The 16,042-nt window shown below is 66.1% G+C and carries 16 protein-coding genes; 9 read left to right on the forward strand and 7 right to left on the reverse strand.

What is annotated here, in order from left to right:
• The first annotated feature begins 94 nt into the window (after positions 1-94).
• Positions 95-1,438 (forward strand): PQQ-dependent sugar dehydrogenase, encoded by a 1,344-nt coding sequence (locus tag ATE70_RS03415; protein WP_058536566.1) that lies wholly within the window; start codon positions 95-97, stop codon positions 1,436-1,438.
• Between the two features lie 86 nt (positions 1,439-1,524).
• Here the strand turns inward: ATE70_RS03415 and dnaN are convergent, their stop codons facing one another.
• Entirely contained in the window at positions 1,525-2,640 is a 1,116-nt protein-coding gene (gene dnaN, locus ATE70_RS03420; RefSeq protein WP_058536567.1) for a DNA polymerase III subunit beta, read from the reverse strand.
• 170 nt (positions 2,641-2,810) lie between these two features.
• On the opposite strand from dnaN, the gene ATE70_RS03425 reads away from it, so the two are divergent.
• Positions 2,811-3,308, forward strand: coding sequence for a hypothetical protein (locus ATE70_RS03425; RefSeq protein WP_058536568.1), 498 nt, complete (start codon positions 2,811-2,813; stop codon positions 3,306-3,308).
• Between the two features lie 332 nt (positions 3,309-3,640).
• Positions 3,641-4,330: an aspartate/glutamate racemase family protein gene (locus tag ATE70_RS03430; protein WP_058536964.1), complete on the forward strand. Its 690-nt coding sequence runs from the start codon at positions 3,641-3,643 to the stop codon at positions 4,328-4,330.
• A 195-nt stretch (positions 4,331-4,525) separates the two neighbouring features.
• Here the strand turns inward: ATE70_RS03430 and ATE70_RS03435 are convergent, their stop codons facing one another.
• Positions 4,526-5,407: a LysR family transcriptional regulator gene (locus ATE70_RS03435; protein WP_058536569.1), complete on the reverse strand. Its 882-nt coding sequence runs from the start codon at positions 5,405-5,407 to the stop codon at positions 4,526-4,528.
• 151 nt (positions 5,408-5,558) lie between these two features.
• On the opposite strand from ATE70_RS03435, the gene ATE70_RS03440 reads away from it, so the two are divergent.
• Positions 5,559-5,888: a UrcA family protein gene (locus tag ATE70_RS03440; protein ID WP_058536570.1), complete on the forward strand. Its 330-nt coding sequence runs from the start codon at positions 5,559-5,561 to the stop codon at positions 5,886-5,888.
• 122 nt (positions 5,889-6,010) lie between these two features.
• Here ATE70_RS03440 and ATE70_RS03445 read toward each other — a convergent pair whose 3' ends face one another.
• A complete protein-coding gene (locus ATE70_RS03445) occupies positions 6,011-6,355 on the reverse strand; it encodes a GIY-YIG nuclease family protein (protein ID WP_058536571.1) in 345 nt (114 codons plus the stop codon).
• Between the two features lie 101 nt (positions 6,356-6,456).
• Complete coding sequence (locus tag ATE70_RS03450) at positions 6,457-6,849, reverse strand: winged helix-turn-helix transcriptional regulator (protein ID WP_058536572.1); 393 nt, start codon at positions 6,847-6,849, stop codon at positions 6,457-6,459.
• Positions 6,850-6,962: 113 nt separating this feature from the next.
• On the opposite strand from ATE70_RS03450, the gene ATE70_RS03455 reads away from it, so the two are divergent.
• From ATE70_RS03455 to ATE70_RS03465, 3 genes are all read left to right on the forward strand, one after another.
• Entirely contained in the window at positions 6,963-7,706 is a 744-nt protein-coding gene (locus ATE70_RS03455) for an SDR family oxidoreductase (RefSeq protein ID WP_058536573.1), read from the forward strand.
• 185 nt (positions 7,707-7,891) lie between these two features.
• Positions 7,892-9,136, forward strand: coding sequence for a 23S rRNA (adenine(2503)-C(2))-methyltransferase RlmN (rlmN, locus tag ATE70_RS03460; protein WP_058536574.1), 1,245 nt, complete (start codon positions 7,892-7,894; stop codon positions 9,134-9,136).
• Between the two features lie 224 nt (positions 9,137-9,360).
• Positions 9,361-9,813 (forward strand): outer membrane beta-barrel protein, encoded by a 453-nt coding sequence (locus tag ATE70_RS03465; protein WP_058536575.1) that lies wholly within the window; start codon positions 9,361-9,363, stop codon positions 9,811-9,813.
• Positions 9,814-9,904: 91 nt separating this feature from the next.
• Here the strand turns inward: ATE70_RS03465 and ATE70_RS03470 are convergent, their stop codons facing one another.
• Complete coding sequence (locus ATE70_RS03470; RefSeq protein ID WP_058536576.1) at positions 9,905-10,618, reverse strand: arylesterase; 714 nt, start codon at positions 10,616-10,618, stop codon at positions 9,905-9,907.
• Between the two features lie 59 nt (positions 10,619-10,677).
• On the opposite strand from ATE70_RS03470, the gene ATE70_RS03475 reads away from it, so the two are divergent.
• Positions 10,678-11,349, forward strand: coding sequence for an ABC transporter ATP-binding protein (locus ATE70_RS03475; RefSeq protein WP_405053485.1), 672 nt, complete (start codon positions 10,678-10,680; stop codon positions 11,347-11,349).
• A gap of 154 nt (positions 11,350-11,503) precedes the next feature.
• Entirely contained in the window at positions 11,504-14,005 is a 2,502-nt protein-coding gene (locus ATE70_RS03480; protein ID WP_058536578.1) for an ABC transporter permease, read from the forward strand.
• On the opposite strand, the gene ATE70_RS03485 is transcribed toward ATE70_RS03480, so the two are convergent.
• Entirely contained in the window at positions 14,002-14,763 is a 762-nt protein-coding gene (locus ATE70_RS03485; protein WP_058536579.1) for a sulfite exporter TauE/SafE family protein, read from the reverse strand. The two genes, ATE70_RS03480 and ATE70_RS03485, sit on opposite strands and share 4 nt — an antisense overlap.
• Before the next feature lie 123 nt (positions 14,764-14,886).
• Positions 14,887-16,038 (reverse strand): hypothetical protein, encoded by a 1,152-nt coding sequence (locus tag ATE70_RS03490; protein ID WP_058536580.1) that lies wholly within the window; start codon positions 16,036-16,038, stop codon positions 14,887-14,889.
• Positions 16,039-16,042: the final 4 nt, after the last annotated feature.

Genomic DNA, 16,042 nt, shown 5'->3' on the forward strand with positions numbered 1-16,042 from the left:
TGGGTAAGGTTAATTCAAAAGGCTCGACGGTTAACCCTTCGCGTGCCGATTCAAGCCCCTTTGACGCCGCGCTTTGCCCGTGTAGACAGGCGCCATGCGCAAGATCCTGAAATATGCCGCCCTCGCCCTGTTGCTGCTGCTGATTGTCGGCGGCATCACATTATACGTCATGTCGCGCCCTGATGTGGCGCGCTTCTCGACCGCCGAGCTCAGCGGGCGGGTGCCGGTGATGGCGTCGCAAAAGACCGAGAGCTTCCCGACGGTGAACGTACCCGAGGCGACGAGCTGGCCCGCAGGCCAGGCGCCGCGCGCGGCGCAGGGGCTGACGGTCGCCCGCTTTGCCGAAGGGCTCGACCATCCGCGGACGATGCTGGTGCTGCCGAACGGCGATGTCCTCGTGGCGGAATCGCAGAGCCCGCCGCGCAAGGATGGCGGCGTGCAGGGCGCGGTCATGAAGAATCTGATGGGCAAGGGCGGCACGGGCCGGAAACCTTCGGCGAACCGCATCACCCTGCTCCGCGACGCCGATGGCGACGGCAAGGCCGAGGTGAAGACGGCCTATATCACGGGGCTCAATTCGCCTTATGGCATGGCGCTGGTCGGCAGCACGCTGTACGTCGCGAACACCGACGCGCTGCTCGCCTTCCCCTATGTGGCGGGCGAGACGAAGATGAGCGGCAAGCCCACCAAGCTCGTCGACCTGCCCGCGAAGGGCACCAACCGCCATTGGACCAAGAGCCTCGCGGTTGCACCCAACGGATGGCTCTACATCGGCGTCGGCGCGGATTCCAATATCGGCGAAGCGGGCATGAACCGCGAGTTCCGCCGCGCCAGCGTGCTCGAGGTGCGGCCCGAGAATAAATATATGCGCACCTTCGCGGCGGGCATCCGCAACCCCGTCGGCCTCAATTTCTATCCCGGCAGCGACCGGCTGTGGACCGTCGTCAACGAGCGTGACATGCTCGGCAGCGATCTGGTCCCCGACTATCTGACTGACGTCACCGAAGGCGATTTTTATGGCTGGCCCTGGTATTATTGGGGCGGTTACGTCGACCCGCGGGTCGAGCCCGAGGCCGAGGATCGGCGCCAGTACGTCAAGCGTCCCGAATATGGGCTGGGGGCGCATACCGCGCCGCTCGGCTTCACCTTTACCCAGGGCCTCGACCTTGGCGATCGTTGGGCGAACGGTGCGTTGATCGCGCTGCACGGGTCGTGGAACCGCGAGCCCGTTGCGGGGTACAGCGTCGTGTTCGTCAAGTTCGGTGCCAATGGCAAGCCGGTCGACGCACTGCCCGTCACCTTGCTCGACCAGTTCCTCGGCAAGGACGGCAAGACGACGCGTGGCCGCCCGGCCGACGTCAAGGTCGCGAAGGACGGCAGCGCGCTGGTCGCCGACGACACCGGCGGGGTGATCTGGCGGGTCGCGAAGGCGGGGTAGCTGATTTCGTCATCCCAGCGAAAGCTGGGATCGCCAACGGTCAAACGGAACGATAGCGGCCCCAGCTTTCGCTGGGGCGACGAAAACTACACCCGCATCGGCATCAGCACGTAGAGCGCCGGGCTCTTTTCGCTTTCGCGGATCAGCGTCGGGGCGTTGGCGTCGGCGAGGTGGAGTTCGACCGTGTCGCCGTCGACCTGGCCGAGGATGTCGCTGAGGTAGCGGGCGTTGAAGCCGATCTCCATCGCGTCGCTGTCATAAGACGCCGCAACCTCTTCGGCGGCGGTGCCGTTTTCGGGGCTGGTCACCGACAGGGTGATGCGGTCCTTGTCGAGGCCGACCTTGACCGCGCGGGTCTTTTCGCTGGCGATCGTCGAGACGCGGTCGACGCCCTGGTACAGGCTCTTCGGATCGACCTTGAGCAGCTTGTCGTTCGCGGTCGGGATGACGCGGCTGTAGTCGGGGAAGGTTCCGTCGATCAGCTTCGAGGTCAGGATCGCGTTGCCGAGCTGGAAGCGGACCTTCGACGCCGACAGGCTGATTTCGACATTGCCTTCGGCCTCGTCGAGCAGCTTGCGGATTTCGGTGACGCATTTGCGCGGCACGATGACGTCGGGCATCGACGACGCGCCGTCGGGGCGCGTGACGGTGTAGCGCGCGAGGCGGTGGCCGTCGGTCGCCGCGGCCTTGAGCACCGGACCCGACGCATCCTCGGCCACGTGCAGGAAGATGCCGTTGAGGTAGTAGCGTGTTTCCTCGGTCGAGATCGCGAAGCGCGTCTTGTCGATGATCTGGATCAGCTCGGCGACGGGCAGTTCGAAATTGGTCGGCAGGTCGCCTTCGGCGATCACCGGGAAATCGTCGCGCGGCAACGTCGGCAGGTTGAAGTTCGAGCGGCCGGCCTTGACCTGCATCTTGCCCTCGGCCGCGGCGAGGCTGACCTCGGCGCCTTCGGGCAGCTTGCGGGCGATTTCGAAGAGGGTGTGCGCCGACACGGTGGTCGTGCCCGCCGTCTCGACCTTGGCCGCGATCGTTTCGACGACCTGCAAGTCGAGGTCGGTCGCCATCAATTTCAGCTGGCCCGACGCATCGGCTTCGATCAGCACGTTCGAGAGGATCGGGATGGTATTGCGCCGTTCGACCACCGACTGGACGTGGCCGAGGCTCTTCAACAACACTGCGCGTTCGATCGTCGCTTTCATTCTAAATCCGCCATCCCTGTGTTTCGCGGGAAAAGTCCCTTGGGGACAGACCATCGGAGGCGATTCGCACCCCGATTCCGGCCCCTGAAAATGTCCACCTTCCTTAACGCACGGTGCGGCACGTGCAAGCCATGCTTGCAATGCTCCCCCAATCGCGCAAACGAGGATCGATGCGGCGCTGGGCCTCCTTTTTCCTGATAGCGACGGCGATGCCCGCGGTGGCGCTGGCGGCCAGCCCCACGGCGCTCGGCATTTTCGATGGCTGGGGCGCGTTTCGCGATCCGGCGACCCCGCGCTGCTACGCGCTCGCCGCGCCGTCGGCGACGATCGGGACGCCAAAGGTCAAAGCCTATGCCAGCGTCGGATATTGGCCAAAGTCGCGCATTCGCGGGCAATTTTACGTCCGCCTGTCGAAAGAGCGTGCGCCCGGACGCGAACTGCGCCTGACGATCGGCGGTCGCCGCTTCATCCTGACCGGCAACGGCGCGCACGGCTGGGCCGGCGACCCGCGCATGGACGCCGCGATCGTCGCCGCGATGCGATCGGCACCGAGCATGAGCATCGAGAGCGGGACCGCGACGGGCGGCGCGATCGCCGACACCTACCGGCTGCGCGGCGCCGCAACCGCGATTGACGCGGCGGCGCTGGGGTGTGCCAAGCTGCGCTGAGGCGGTTTGAAGAAGTGGCGGATTTCTGCGCAACTTCACTCGCGATTCGCAAATCTTCGTCATCCCGGACTTGATCCGGGATCCATGCGAGGCATCTGCGGAAGCTGGACCCCGGATCAAGTCCGGGGTGACGAAGTAAGAGGAAAAGGCGTTTCCGCGAAACGGCGGAAAACTGCGCAACTTCACTCGCAAATCGCATTTCATCGCGCGCGTTGGAGGGCGCGGAAGGGTGCCTGTAGCGGTTAGGAGGAAAGCTGCGTCGCTGGTCATCGCCCGGCACGCTAAATCGGCGCAATATTGTAGGACAGCGGTTTATGGATGGAGCTGACAAGATGAAGACAATCGGCCTGATTGGCGGTTTGAGCTGGGAAAGCTCGGCCCAATATTACCGGCTGCTCAACGAGGGCGTGCGGGCGCGGCTGGGCGGGCTGCATTCGGCGCGCATCCTGCTGCTGTCGCTCGATTTCGCGCCCATCGCCGAATTGCAGGCGAGCGGCGACTGGGATGTGCTCGATCGCCAGATGGCGGACGCCGCCCGTTCCTTGACGGCGGGCGGAGCCGAACTGCTCTTGATCTGCGCGAATACAATGCACCTGTGCGCCGAGGCGGTCGAGGCGGCGGCGCCGGTGCCGCTTCTCCACATCGCCGACCCCGCGATCGCAGCGGTCCAGGCGGCGGGCTTTTCGCGCGTCGGGTTGCTCGGCACGGCCTTCACGATGGAAAAGCCCTTCTATACCGCGCGCATGGCGGCGGCGGGTATCGAGGCGATGATCCCCGGCGACGCCGATCGCGCGATCGTCCACAGCATCATCTATGACGAGCTGGTGCAGGGCGTGGTCCGCGACGCATCGCGCGCCGAATATCGGCGGATCATCGCCGCGCTGATTGCAGACGGCGCCGAGGCGATCGTCCTTGGGTGTACCGAAATCATGCTGCTGGTCGGCGAAGCGGGCAGCGCGGTGCCGCTGTTCGACACGCTGGCGTTGCATGTTGATGCGGCGGTCGAGGCCGCGCTCACCTAGGCTCTGGCTCTGCGATTCCGTCATTCCCGCGAAGGCGGGAATCCCGCTTTGACTCCGTTGGCGCTAGCAGACCGTCTTCGCGTCTTCGCGCGAAACGCTGAAAAAGCCTCAAGCAAAGGCGCGAAGAGAAGGAAGGAAAAAGCGGGATTCCCGCCTGCGCGGGAATGACGAGATAAAAATCGAGAGGTGCTGACCCTAGCTGCGCGCGAGCTTTGTCAGTTCGGTCGCGAGGAAATCGAGGACGAGGCGGACGCGCGGGACGTGGCGCAGCCGTTCGTGGGTCAGCAGCCACAGCCCCGTCGTATCCTCGGTCTTCGGCGGGATGCAGCGGATCAGGTCGGGTTCGCGATCGGCGATGAAGGCGGGCAGGATGGTGAGCCCCATGCCCGAGCGCACGCCTGCGAGCAGCCCCGATCCCGTGTCATATTGCATCACCACCGACTCTTCGAGCCCGTGCTGGCGCAGCCACGCCTGATAGGGTTCCCAGACGCCGCCGCCGCCGCCGATGAACGGATGCGTCGCAAGCTCAGCACGCCCGTGCGGAATGCCGTGGAGATCGGCATAGGCGCGGCTGCAATAGACGGTCCAGGGATTGTCGGCGATGCGGCGCCCGACGAGCCCCGCGCCCGCGGGCTGCTTGCTGCTGCGGATCGCGATGTCCGCAGCGCCCGCGGCGAGGTCGCGCGGCTCGTCCGACGTGTCGAGATGGATATGGATGCCCGGATGCGCGGCGCGAAGGTCACGCAGGATCGGCGGCAGGACGGTGACCGCGAAGATTTCCATCGTCGTCAGGCTGACCGTGCCGCCTGCATCGCGCGAGCGCGCGCCCGCCGCGTCGCCGAAGCGGTCGGCCGCATCGCGCACCGCGACAGCGCTTGCCACCATCGCCTCGCCCACCGGGGTCAGCGCATAGCCCGCCTGCCGCCGCTCGAACAGGTTGAGGCCCGTCGCCTCCTCGAGCGCCGCGATCCGCCGCGCGACGGTCGTCTGGCTGACGCGCATCGATTGCGCGGCCGACAGCGTGCTGCCGGTCTCGGCAACGGCCAGAAAGGCCTTCAGGTCGTTCCAATCATACATGACGCCTTGTGCGACATAATGGCCCCGCCCTCATTCTGCAATTTTGCAGAATGGCCGCGCAACATCGTTGCTCCTTTCGGCCGCAGCGATCGATTATTTCTGTCCCACCGGCTTCCTCCCCTCCTCCCAAGCCGGCCGATGGAGACTCAAGATGCAAAAGCTTCTGATCCTCGCCGCCCTCGCTGCCGTATCGATCGGCCAGCCCGTATCGGCGCAAACCACACCCGCGAACCCGAGCGTCGCCGTGGCGCACCGCGACCTCGATCTTCGGACCGAGGCCGGCACCAAGGCGCTCGACCGCCGCATCTGGCGCGCCGTCGTCGAAGTGTGCGGCACCGCCCCCGATTTCGATATCGCGGGCAAGAATGACGTGCGGCAATGCCGCCGCGACACAAAGCGCGTCGCCTCGGCGCAGGCCGATGTGGTGGTCGCCAATGCGTCGCGCGGCGAGCCGATCCAGGTCAGCTCGATCCGCAACTGACCGGCGGACCCAAGTTGCAGGGCCCGTCAAAGCCGGGGCCATGATTCGGGCACGATCATGGTCCCGGCTTTTCTTTAGGGGGTGCCTGCTGTTGGAGGTGGGCAGCTATTGTTGCCTCTTCGTCATCCCGGGCTTGACCCGGGACCCGCCTTCATTCTTCCCAACGGCAGCGGATCGAAACCGAGATCCTCGGCCAGATCGCGCCACGTCGGGTTCATCGCGTGGATCAGTTCATATTTCCACGGCCGTAACCATCGCTTGATGCGTTTTTCGCGCAGGATTGCCGAGTCCATTGCCTCGTGGCGTTCGAACCAAACGAGCCGCTTGATTTCATAGTCCTTGGTATAGCCTTCGAACGTCTCTTCCCGATGCTGATAGATGCGCTGGACGAGATTCGACGTGACCCCGGTGTAAAGCGTGCCGTGGGAAGAACGCGCCAGAATGTAGACGCAGGGATAGCGTTCCATCGTCGCATGAAAAGACAAGGCAGGCCCCGGGTCAAGCCCGGGGTGACGATGGGGACTGGCTGCTTTCGTTCAACAGCCTCCGGCGCAAACTTGCCCCGCCTTCACCCCCGCGCGTCGAACGCCATCCGCGCCCTTGCGACCTGTTCCAGATTGGCTTCAGCCCATACCCATACGCCGCAAAAGGCTTCGCCGAGACTGTGGCCGAGGTCGGTCAGGCAATATTCGACCTTCGGCGGGACGACGGGGTGGACCGTCCGCACCACCAGCCCGTCGCGCTCCATCTGGCGCAAGGTTTGCGTCAGCATCTTCTGACTGATGCCGGGGACGCGGCGCGACAATTCAGTGAAGCGGCAGGTTCCGTGATCCTCCAGCTCCTCGAGAACGAGTAGAGTCCATTTGTCGGCGACTCGGCCGATCAGTTCGTTGACGAGCGTTTCGACGCGCGGATCGACCGGCGCATTCGGATCATAGGCGATTTTTTCGGGCGTGGGCATGGCGGAAAATTCAAATCTCTCTTTTGGGTAACTACGGCACTTTCGGGTGCCTACTTTCTTTTGGAGAGTGTAGAGATATCTTTGCCTTCTCACCACCCCCTAAGGAGGCAAATATGAAAACCACAGGCAACACCATCCTCGTCACCGGCGGGGGTTCGGGCATCGGACTGGCGCTCGCGCAGCGTTGGCACGACGCGGGCAACAAGGTCATCGTCACCGGGCGCAATGCCGCGAAACTGGAAGCGGCGATCGCGGGGCGGCCGAACATGGCGGCGGTCGCGCTCGACGTCACCGATGCCGATGCGATCGCGGCTTTCGCGAAGGAGATCGTCGCAAAATTCCCGAGCCTCAATGTGCTGGTCAACAATGCCGGGATCATGAACGCCGAGGATGCAAGCACGAAGCGCGACTTGTCGCAGGCCGAGGCGACGGTCGTGACCAACATCCTCGGTCCGATCCGGCTGATCGACGCACTGGTCGATCATCTGGCGACGCAGGCGGACAGCGCGATCGTCAATGTGACGTCGGGGCTGGCGTTCGTCCCCTTCCCCAAGGCGCCGACCTATTCGGCGACCAAGGCGGCGATCCACAGCTACTCGGTCGCGCTGCGCATCCAGCTCGCGGGCAAGGTCGAGGTGATCGAGCTGGCCCCGCCTGCGGTGCGCACCGACCTGACCCCCGGCCAGTCGACGCGCGAGGGCTATATGCCGCTGGACGAGTTCGCCGATGAGGTGATGGCGCTGTTCGCGGTCGAGCCAACCCCCGAGGAAATCCTGGTGCAGAACGTCCTGCCGCTACGCAATGCCGAGGCGAGCGGGACGGTGCCGCAGGTGCTGGCGATGCTCGCGTCGCTTTAATTGGCGATCCTCCCGGTTGCACAGCAATGGGGAGGTGGCAGCGCGAAGCGCTGACGGAGGGGCCATGACGCGGCCTCTCCACCACCCGCTTCGCGGGCGGTCCCCCTCCCCACGCTTTCAGCGCAGGGAGGATCAACGGCGGAAGATTGCGCTTTTGCGCCTTCCCCACTATATGGCCGCGCATCATGCAGATTCCCGGCCACATCGACCCCGTCACGACGGGCACCGTTCCCTTGCGCGGCGGCAACCGCATCGACCTGATCGGGCTGACGCGCGACGCGATCGGCGGCGTGCTGGTCGAGGCGGGCCTCGACGCCAAGGCCGCGAAGCTGCGCGCCAAGCAGATCTGGCACTGGATGTACCATCGCGGCGTCACCGATTTCGAGGCGATGACCGACATCGCAAAGGCGATGCGCCCCTGGCTGACCGACCGCTTCATCATCGGCCGCCCGACGGTGCGCGAGGCGCAGGTGTCGAGCGACGGCACGCGCAAATGGCTGCTCGCCGCCGCCGACGGCCAGGAATATGAGATGGTCTTTATCCCCGACGCCGATCGGGGAACCTTGTGCGTGTCGAGCCAGGTCGGCTGCACATTGAATTGCCGCTTCTGCCACACCGGCACGATGCGCCTCGTCCGCAACCTCGCCGCGGGCGAGATCGTCGGACAGGTGATGCTGGCGCGCGACGAACTCGGCGAATGGCCGAAGGGCACGATGGCAGGCTTTGGCCCCGATCCCGAGGATGACGATGACGAGGAAGGCGGCAACTACACCGCCGACGGACGCATCCTGACCAACATCGTGATGATGGGCATGGGCGAGCCGCTGTATAATTTCGACGAGGTCAAGGGCGCGCTGAAGATCGTCATGGATGGCGACGGGCTTGCGCTGTCGCGCCGCCGCATCACGCTGTCGACGAGCGGCGTCGTCCCGATGATGGCGCGCGCGGGCGAAGAGATCGGCGTCAACCTCGCGGTCTCGCTCCATGCGGTGTCGAAGGAAATTCGCGACGAGATCGTGCCGCTCAACCGCAAATATGGCATCGACGAACTGCTGAAGGCCTGCGCCGATTATCCCGGTGCGGGCAATTCGCGGCGCATCACCTTCGAATATGTGATGCTGAAGGACAAGAATGACAGCGACGACGATGCGCGCGAGCTTGTCCGGCTGATTCGCGAATATGGCCTGCACGCGAAGGTCAATTTGATCCCGTTCAACCCCTGGCCCGGCGCGATGTACGAATGTTCGTCGCCCGAGCGGGTGCGCGCGTTCAGCAACCTGATTTTCAAGGCCGGGATTTCGGCGCCGGTGCGCACCCCGCGCGGGCGCGACATCATGGCGGCGTGCGGGCAATTGAAGAGCGCGGCGACCAAGCCGAGTCGCGCCGAACTCGACCGGATCGCCGAGGAAAAGCAGGCCGCGCTCGGCTAAATACGCCTCCCGGCGTCTTTTTCCCATCTTCGTAAGCGTCAGAAACCCGCGGATATGCGGGATTGCGACCGCATACCTATTCTATACTGTGTGGTAAAAATAACACAGGTAAGAAAATTGTCACATTCTGAACGATCCGTTCATTGCAGCGACAGCCGCGAGCCCCATTTAGGGGGCGTCGCGACCCAAAGGGCGTGGCCGATTAAAAGCAGAAGGAAAAGAACATGAAGAAATTCGCAGTTGCAGCCGCTCTCCTGACGGCCATCGTTGCAACCCCCGCCATGGCCCAGGGCGAAGGCCGCGTCGAAGTGCGCGGCGGCTATGTCACGGGCAGCGGCCTCGACGACGCCACGCTTGGCGCCGCGGCCGGCTATGATTTCGACCTCGGCTCGACGGCATTCGCCGGCGCCGAAATCGCGGGCGACAAGGTGCTGATCGACGGCGCCAAGGTCCAGTTCTCGGCCGGCGGCCGCGCGGGCGCCAAGGTCGGCGCCAACGGCAAGCTCTATGCCAACGCCGGTTACACCTTCGGCCAGATCGACGATCCCTATGTCGGTGCCGGCTACCAGCACAAGCTGGGCCAGAACCTCTACGCCAAGGCCGAATATCGCCACCAGTTCATCGAGAACTTCAGCGATTTCGACACCTTCGCGGTCGGCGTCGGCTTCGCTTTCTGATCCTTTCGGAACAGCGAAACGAAACAAGAAGGGGCGGCCCGTCGGGCCGCCCCTTTTTATTTGCCCTGTCGCTCAGCGACAGCGCGGATATTCATTCCGCGTTCGGCAGCGCCTGTTCGACCAGCGGCGCCAGCCCTGCGGCCACGACCGTCACCCCCTTGGCATTGGGATGCATATTGTCGCCGAGCATCAGCGCCTTGTCGGTAACGACATTGTCGAGGATGAAGGGATAGAAGCTTGCGTCATATTTCGACGCGAGCTCGGGATAGATGGGGTTGAACTTCTTCGCATAGTCGCTGCCGAGATTGGGCGCGGCCATCATGCCGGTGAGCAGCACCGGAATTTCGCGCTTTTTCAGTTCGGCGAGCATCGCGTCGAGATTGGCGCGCGTCTGGTCGGGGCCGATCCCGCGCAGCATGTCGTTGCCGCCGAGCCCGAGCACGACGAGCGCGGGCTTCGCCTTCGCATTATCGAGCACATAGGTCAGGCGCTGGCGCCCCGCGGCGGTGGTGTCGCCCGAAACGCCGGCATTCTGGACGCGCGCGACGACGCCATCGTCGGCGAGCGCGGCCTGCAATTGCGGCGCGAGCCCTTCCTTCGGGCCAAGCTGGTAACCCGCGTAAAGCGAGTCACCAAAGGCGATCACGAGCGGCGCGTCGGCGGGGATTGCGGGCGCCGCTTTCGCCGCGACCTTGTCGTTGGTCGAAGCCGACGGGTTTTCCGCCGATCCGCACGCCGCGAGCGGTTGGCAAAGCGCGATTGCGCAACCATATATCAAGAAAGAGCGCCATCCGGCCGTTCTCATTTCAAAGGGTCCTCTCCTTGCCCGACGCCCAACGACCACTCGAGGCCTTGGCGCCCGAAGTGGCGATCGCCGCCCACAATGTGACGCTCACGCTTGGAAGCGACAAGGCCCCGGTTGAAATTTTGCGCGGCGTCGATCTGGAGGTTCCCGCGGGCGCCTCGGTCGCGCTGCTGGGACCGTCGGGGTCGGGGAAAAGCTCGCTGATGGCGGTACTGGCCGGGCTGGAACGCGCGAACGGCGGCAGCATCCGCGTCGCGGGCCTCGATTTCGGGGCGATGGACGAGGATGACCTCGCGAGGGCGCGACGCGGCCGGATCGGCATCGTGTTGCAGGCGTTTCACCTGCTGCCGACGATGACCGCGCTCGAAAATGTCGCGGTGCCGCTGGAATTGGCCGGGATCGCCGATCCGTTCGGACGTGCCGCGGCCGAGCTTGAAGCCGTCGGGCTCGGCCATCGCCTCACCCACTATCCCGCGCAGCTGTCGGGCGGCGAGCAGCAGCGCGTCGCAATTGCGCGCGCCATGGCAAGCTCGCCCGCGATCATCTTTGCCGACGAACCGACGGGCAATCTCGACACCGCGACCGGCCACGCGATCATCGACCTGATCTTCGCGCGCCGCGCCGCATTGGGCGCGACCTTGCTCATCATCACGCACGACCCCGAACTCGCCGAGCATTGCGACCGCGTCGTCGTGATGCACGACGGGAAAATCGAAGAGCGGGCCGCGTGAGCGTGGCGAACCTGTCCTCCCTGCGGCGCAGCCATGGGGAGGTGGCAGCGGCGCAGCCGCTGACGGAGGGGCCTTGGCGCCGACGTCGCGGCCCCTCCACCATCTGCTTCGCAGACGGTCCCCCTCCCCACCGCTTCGCGGCAGGGAGGATTTGATGCTGCCGCTCGCCACGCTCTGGCGGATCGCGCGGCGCGACCTTGCGACGCGCATCCGCGGCCTCCGCCTGCTCGCGGTCTGCCTGTTCCTCGGCGTCGCGACGCTCGCGGCGATCGGCAGCCTGACGCGCGGCATCACCTCCGAACTCGAAGTGCGCGGGCAAACCATCCTCGGCGGCGACGTCGAATTCAGCCTGCCGCAGCGCGAGGCGACTGCGGAGGAGATGGCGGGCTTCCGCCGCGTCGGCACACCTTCGGCGACCGTGCGGCTGCGCGCGATGGCGAACGATCCCGACGGCGAGGCTTTGCTGTCCGAATTGAAGGCGGTCGACGGCGTCTATCCGCTCTATGGCACGATGCGGCTCGACAGCGGCGCGCGCCGAGGTCCGCCGCCTCCGGGGGGTATCTGGATCGGCAAGGATCTCGTCTCGCGGCTGGGCCTCAAAGTCGGCGAACGCGTGAAGTTCGGCGAAAAAAGCTTCCTGATCGATGGCGTGATCGCCGAGGAGCCCGACCGGCTGGGCGAGGGCTTCACGCTCGGGCCCGTCGCGATCATCGGGCTGGCCGACCTGCCCGCGACGCAGCTGATCCAGCCGGGCAGCCTGTACGAGAGCAAATATCGCGTCCGCCTGCCCGAGAGCGCGAACCCCGAAGCGGTCGGCAAGGCGCTGACCGCCGAGTTCCCCGACGCGGGCTGGGACATCACCGACAGCAGCAATGGCGCGCCGGGAACGCGGCGCTTCATCGAGCGGATGGGGCAGTTCCTGTCGCTCGTCGGCCTCGCGGCGCTGGTGATCGCCGGGATCGGCGTCGGCAATGGCGTCGCGAGCTATCTTGCGGGCAAGCGCCCGGGCCTTGCGACGCTGAAGGTTCTCGGCGCCGACAGCGGCACGGTGGCACGTATCTATGGGCTGCAGATCCTCGCGGTCGCGGCGGTGTCGATCGCCCTCGGCCTGATCGTCGGCGCGCTTGCGCCCGCGATCATCGGCGCGATTGCGGGCGATGTTCTGCCCGTCAAACCCGGCGTCGCGATCTATCCGCTGCCGCTTGCGGTCAGCGCCGCCTATGGCCTGCTGATCGCCATCGCCTTTGCCCTGCCCCCGCTCGCGGCGACACGGCACGTTCCCGCCGCGGGGCTTTACCGCGCGACGGTGAGCGGCGCGGCGCGGGTCGACCGGCAGACGGTCGTCGCGGTCGCGGCGGCGCTGGCGGCGATCATCGCACTCGCGGTCGGCACCGCGCGCGAGCCCCTGTTCGCGCTCGGTTTCATCGGGGCGGCGATCGGGCTGCTGCTCATCCTCGTCGGCCTCGGCTGGCTGGTACGGCGCACCGCGAGCCGCCTGCCGCGTCCCAAACGTCCGCTGTTCCGGCTGGCGCTCGCGAACCTCCACCGCCCCGGCGCCGCCACCGGCGCGCTCGTCGTCGCACTCGGGCTGGGCCTGACCTTGTTCGTGACGCTGGCGGCGATCCAGACGAGCATCACCGCCGAAATCCAGTCGACCGTGCCGCAGCGCGCGCCTAGCTTCTTCGTGCTCGACGTGCCGCGCACCGAGACCGCACGCTTTCAGACGATCGTGACGGGGGCCGACCCCAAAGCCGAGATCAACATGATCCCCGCGCTGCGCGGCAGCGTCACCGAATTTGCCGGCCAGCGCGTCAACGAGCTTGCCGAGCTGCCCGAGGGTGCCTGGGTGCTGCGCGGCGACCGCGGGCTCACCTACAGCCCGGTGTTGCCGAGCGGCAGCGAACTCGTTGGCGGCCAATGGTGGGCCGCCGATTACAAGGGACCGCCGCTGGTCAGCGTCGAGCAGGAGGTCGCCACGTCGCTCGGCCTCAAGATCGGCGACACGCTGTCGGTCAATGTGCTGGGGGTCGAAGTCCAGGCGAAGGTCGCCTCCTTCCGCACCGTCAACTGGGACAATTTCGGGCTGAACTATGTGCTCGTCTTCTCGCCCGGCACCTTCGACGCCGCGCCGCACAATATGGTGGCGACGGTTGCGGTCGGGCCCGAGGCCGAAGCCGCCCTGTCGCGCAGCATTCCGCGCGCCTTTCCGTCGGCGTCGCTGATCGCGGTGCGCGATGTCGTGTCGCAGGTGACGACGCTGCTGACGCAGATGAGCCAGGCGATCGCCGCCGCGGCGAGCATCGCGATCCTGGCGGGGATCGCAGTGCTGATCGGCGCGATTGCGGCGAGCCGCGAGCGGCGCGTTTACGACAGCGTGATCCTGAAACTGCTTGGCGCTACGAGGGGCCAGATACTCGGCGCGCAGGGCATGGAATATGCGGTGCTCGCGGGCATTTTGGCAGTGCTCGCACTCGGGCTGGGGCTTGCGGGCGCCTGGTATGTCGTGACGCAGCTGTTCGAATTCGACTTCGCGCCCGACCCGCTGATCGTCGGGATGACCCTGCTCGGCGGCGCCGGCCTGTCCTTCCTGATCGGGATTGCGGGAAGCTGGCCCCTGCTGTCGGCGAAGCCCGCGCAGGCGCTGCGCAGCCTCTAGTTCAGGATCCGCACCACCGCCGACACCGCCGCGATGCCGAGGACGATCGCGACCATCGCCTGCCAAACATGCGGCGGGACACGGCCGAAATGGCGCGCGCCGACATGGTTTCCCAGCCACATCGGCACGAACAGGATCACCGCGAGCAGGAATAATCGCCACGTCGCGATCCCGACCCAGAGCGCGGCGAGTGTCCCCGCGATCGCGGTGCCAAAGAAGATCAGCAGCATCGACGCGCGCGCGACCTTGGGCTCGAGATGGCGGCGGAGGTAAAAGGGCACGACCGGCGGTCCCGGCATCGCGGCAAAGCCGGTGAGAATGCCCGATGCGACCCCCGTCCCCGCAATCGCGCCGCGCCCCGGCCGGTGTCCCTCGGGCTGTTTGGGCAGCAGCACCGCGACAAAGGCACCGACCGCGACCAAGGTAATCAGCAGCCGCGCAATGTCGGGCGTCGTCGCATCGAGCGCGACCATGCCGACCGGCGTCGTCGCCATCGCGAGTAGCGCGATCGGCACCGCGGTCGCGCGGTCGGCGTCGGCCATGATGATCCCGATCCCGACCGGCCCGATCAGCAGTTGCAGCAATATGCCGAGCACCACCGCCTCTCCGGGGGCGATGATGAGCCCCAGGAGCGGTACGAGGATGATCGCCATGCCAAAGCCGGTGAGGCCGCGGACATAGGCGGCGGCGAAGGTCATCGCCGCCGCGCCGACGAGCGTCAGCGGCGCGATGCCAACAAGCTGCGACAGGCCGGTCAAGCGGCGTGCGCCACGACGGGCGGGTGGAAGGCGGGATGGAAGGGCAGCGCTTGTTTCCCCGGCAGCGGATCGAACTGGCCCGGCCGATACCGCAGGAACGCCGAGGCGGCTAGCCCCCGCCGTTCAAGCCAGCGGCCAAAGCTTGTCGACCGGGCGTTCGAGCACGTGCGCGGCGATGCTGTGCAATTTTTGCGGTGCGAGGCGTCCGGTCTTTGCCGCGCCGGCAAGCCAGGTTTCGATCGATCCGCCGGTTTCGATCCATTTGTCCTGGCGCAGCATCCCGTAAAAGGCTCCCGCGAGAATATGGATGCCATCGTCCGATTTGCGCCAACGATCGGACGGATTGCGCGCAACCCCCAGTTCCTCCGCGATCAGCTGGTCGAGCGCCTGCGCCAGATCCTCGTTCAGCAAGCCTTCGAGCGTCGTATAGCCCCATTTGGGGTCATGTTCGGCGACGACGCGCGGGATCAGCGGGTCTTTGGCGAGGATGGCGAGCGCGGCCTTTGCCGCGGGGCCGTCCATCACCACCGGCGGGTGGAGCATTTCATGCGCCGCGTTGCGCACGGTGATCGCGGTGTTCCAGTCTGCGGCCTGGAGGAAGGTCTGCCCCTGCACCTTGATCCCGTGCGGCTTGCAAAATTGCAGCAGCACCACCTCGATTTCGGGGTCGAACGTCCGGCCGGTCAGCTTTTCGTGCAGGCGGATCACGTCATAGGCGCCGAGATCGGCCTGAAGCTGGATGATCCGCCCTTCGAGCGCGGCGATGCGTTCGGCGCGAAAGGCGGCGAAGCCCGCACCCTGCATCGCTTCGAGCACCGCTTTCACTCGCGGGGCGTGCGCGGCGAACCACGCCCAGTCCTTTTCGTTCCAATGGCTGCTCGCGCGATAGGCGGGAAGCAAGCGCGTTTCGGGCGCGGCGGCGGCGGCGATCAGCGCGCCGAGGCTGCTGTCGTCGCCGCCCGAAAAGACGAGCGACAAGACCGGGCCGAGCAGCCCGAAACCCGCATCATTGGCCTCACGCGACAGCGACGGAATTTCGGCGCGGGCCGCGGCCGCAAGGCGCGGCGCGAAGGCGTCGACGTCGGCCTGATAATAGGGCAAATAAAGCTCTCCCCCCGCCAGCGGCCCCAGAAAGGCGAGCGCGTCGAAGCCTTCGGATGCGCGCACTTTCCATTGCGTGCGCATCGGCGGGCGCTGGTTTTGCGCTGAGGCGATGGTGGGAACAGCGAGGGCGGCGGTGCCGAGCGAGGCGGCAATGAAGAAGCGGCGATCCATGCCT

Source organism: Sphingopyxis sp. H053, assembly GCF_001468225.1.
In the GTDB taxonomy this organism is placed as follows: domain Bacteria; phylum Pseudomonadota; class Alphaproteobacteria; order Sphingomonadales; family Sphingomonadaceae; genus Sphingopyxis.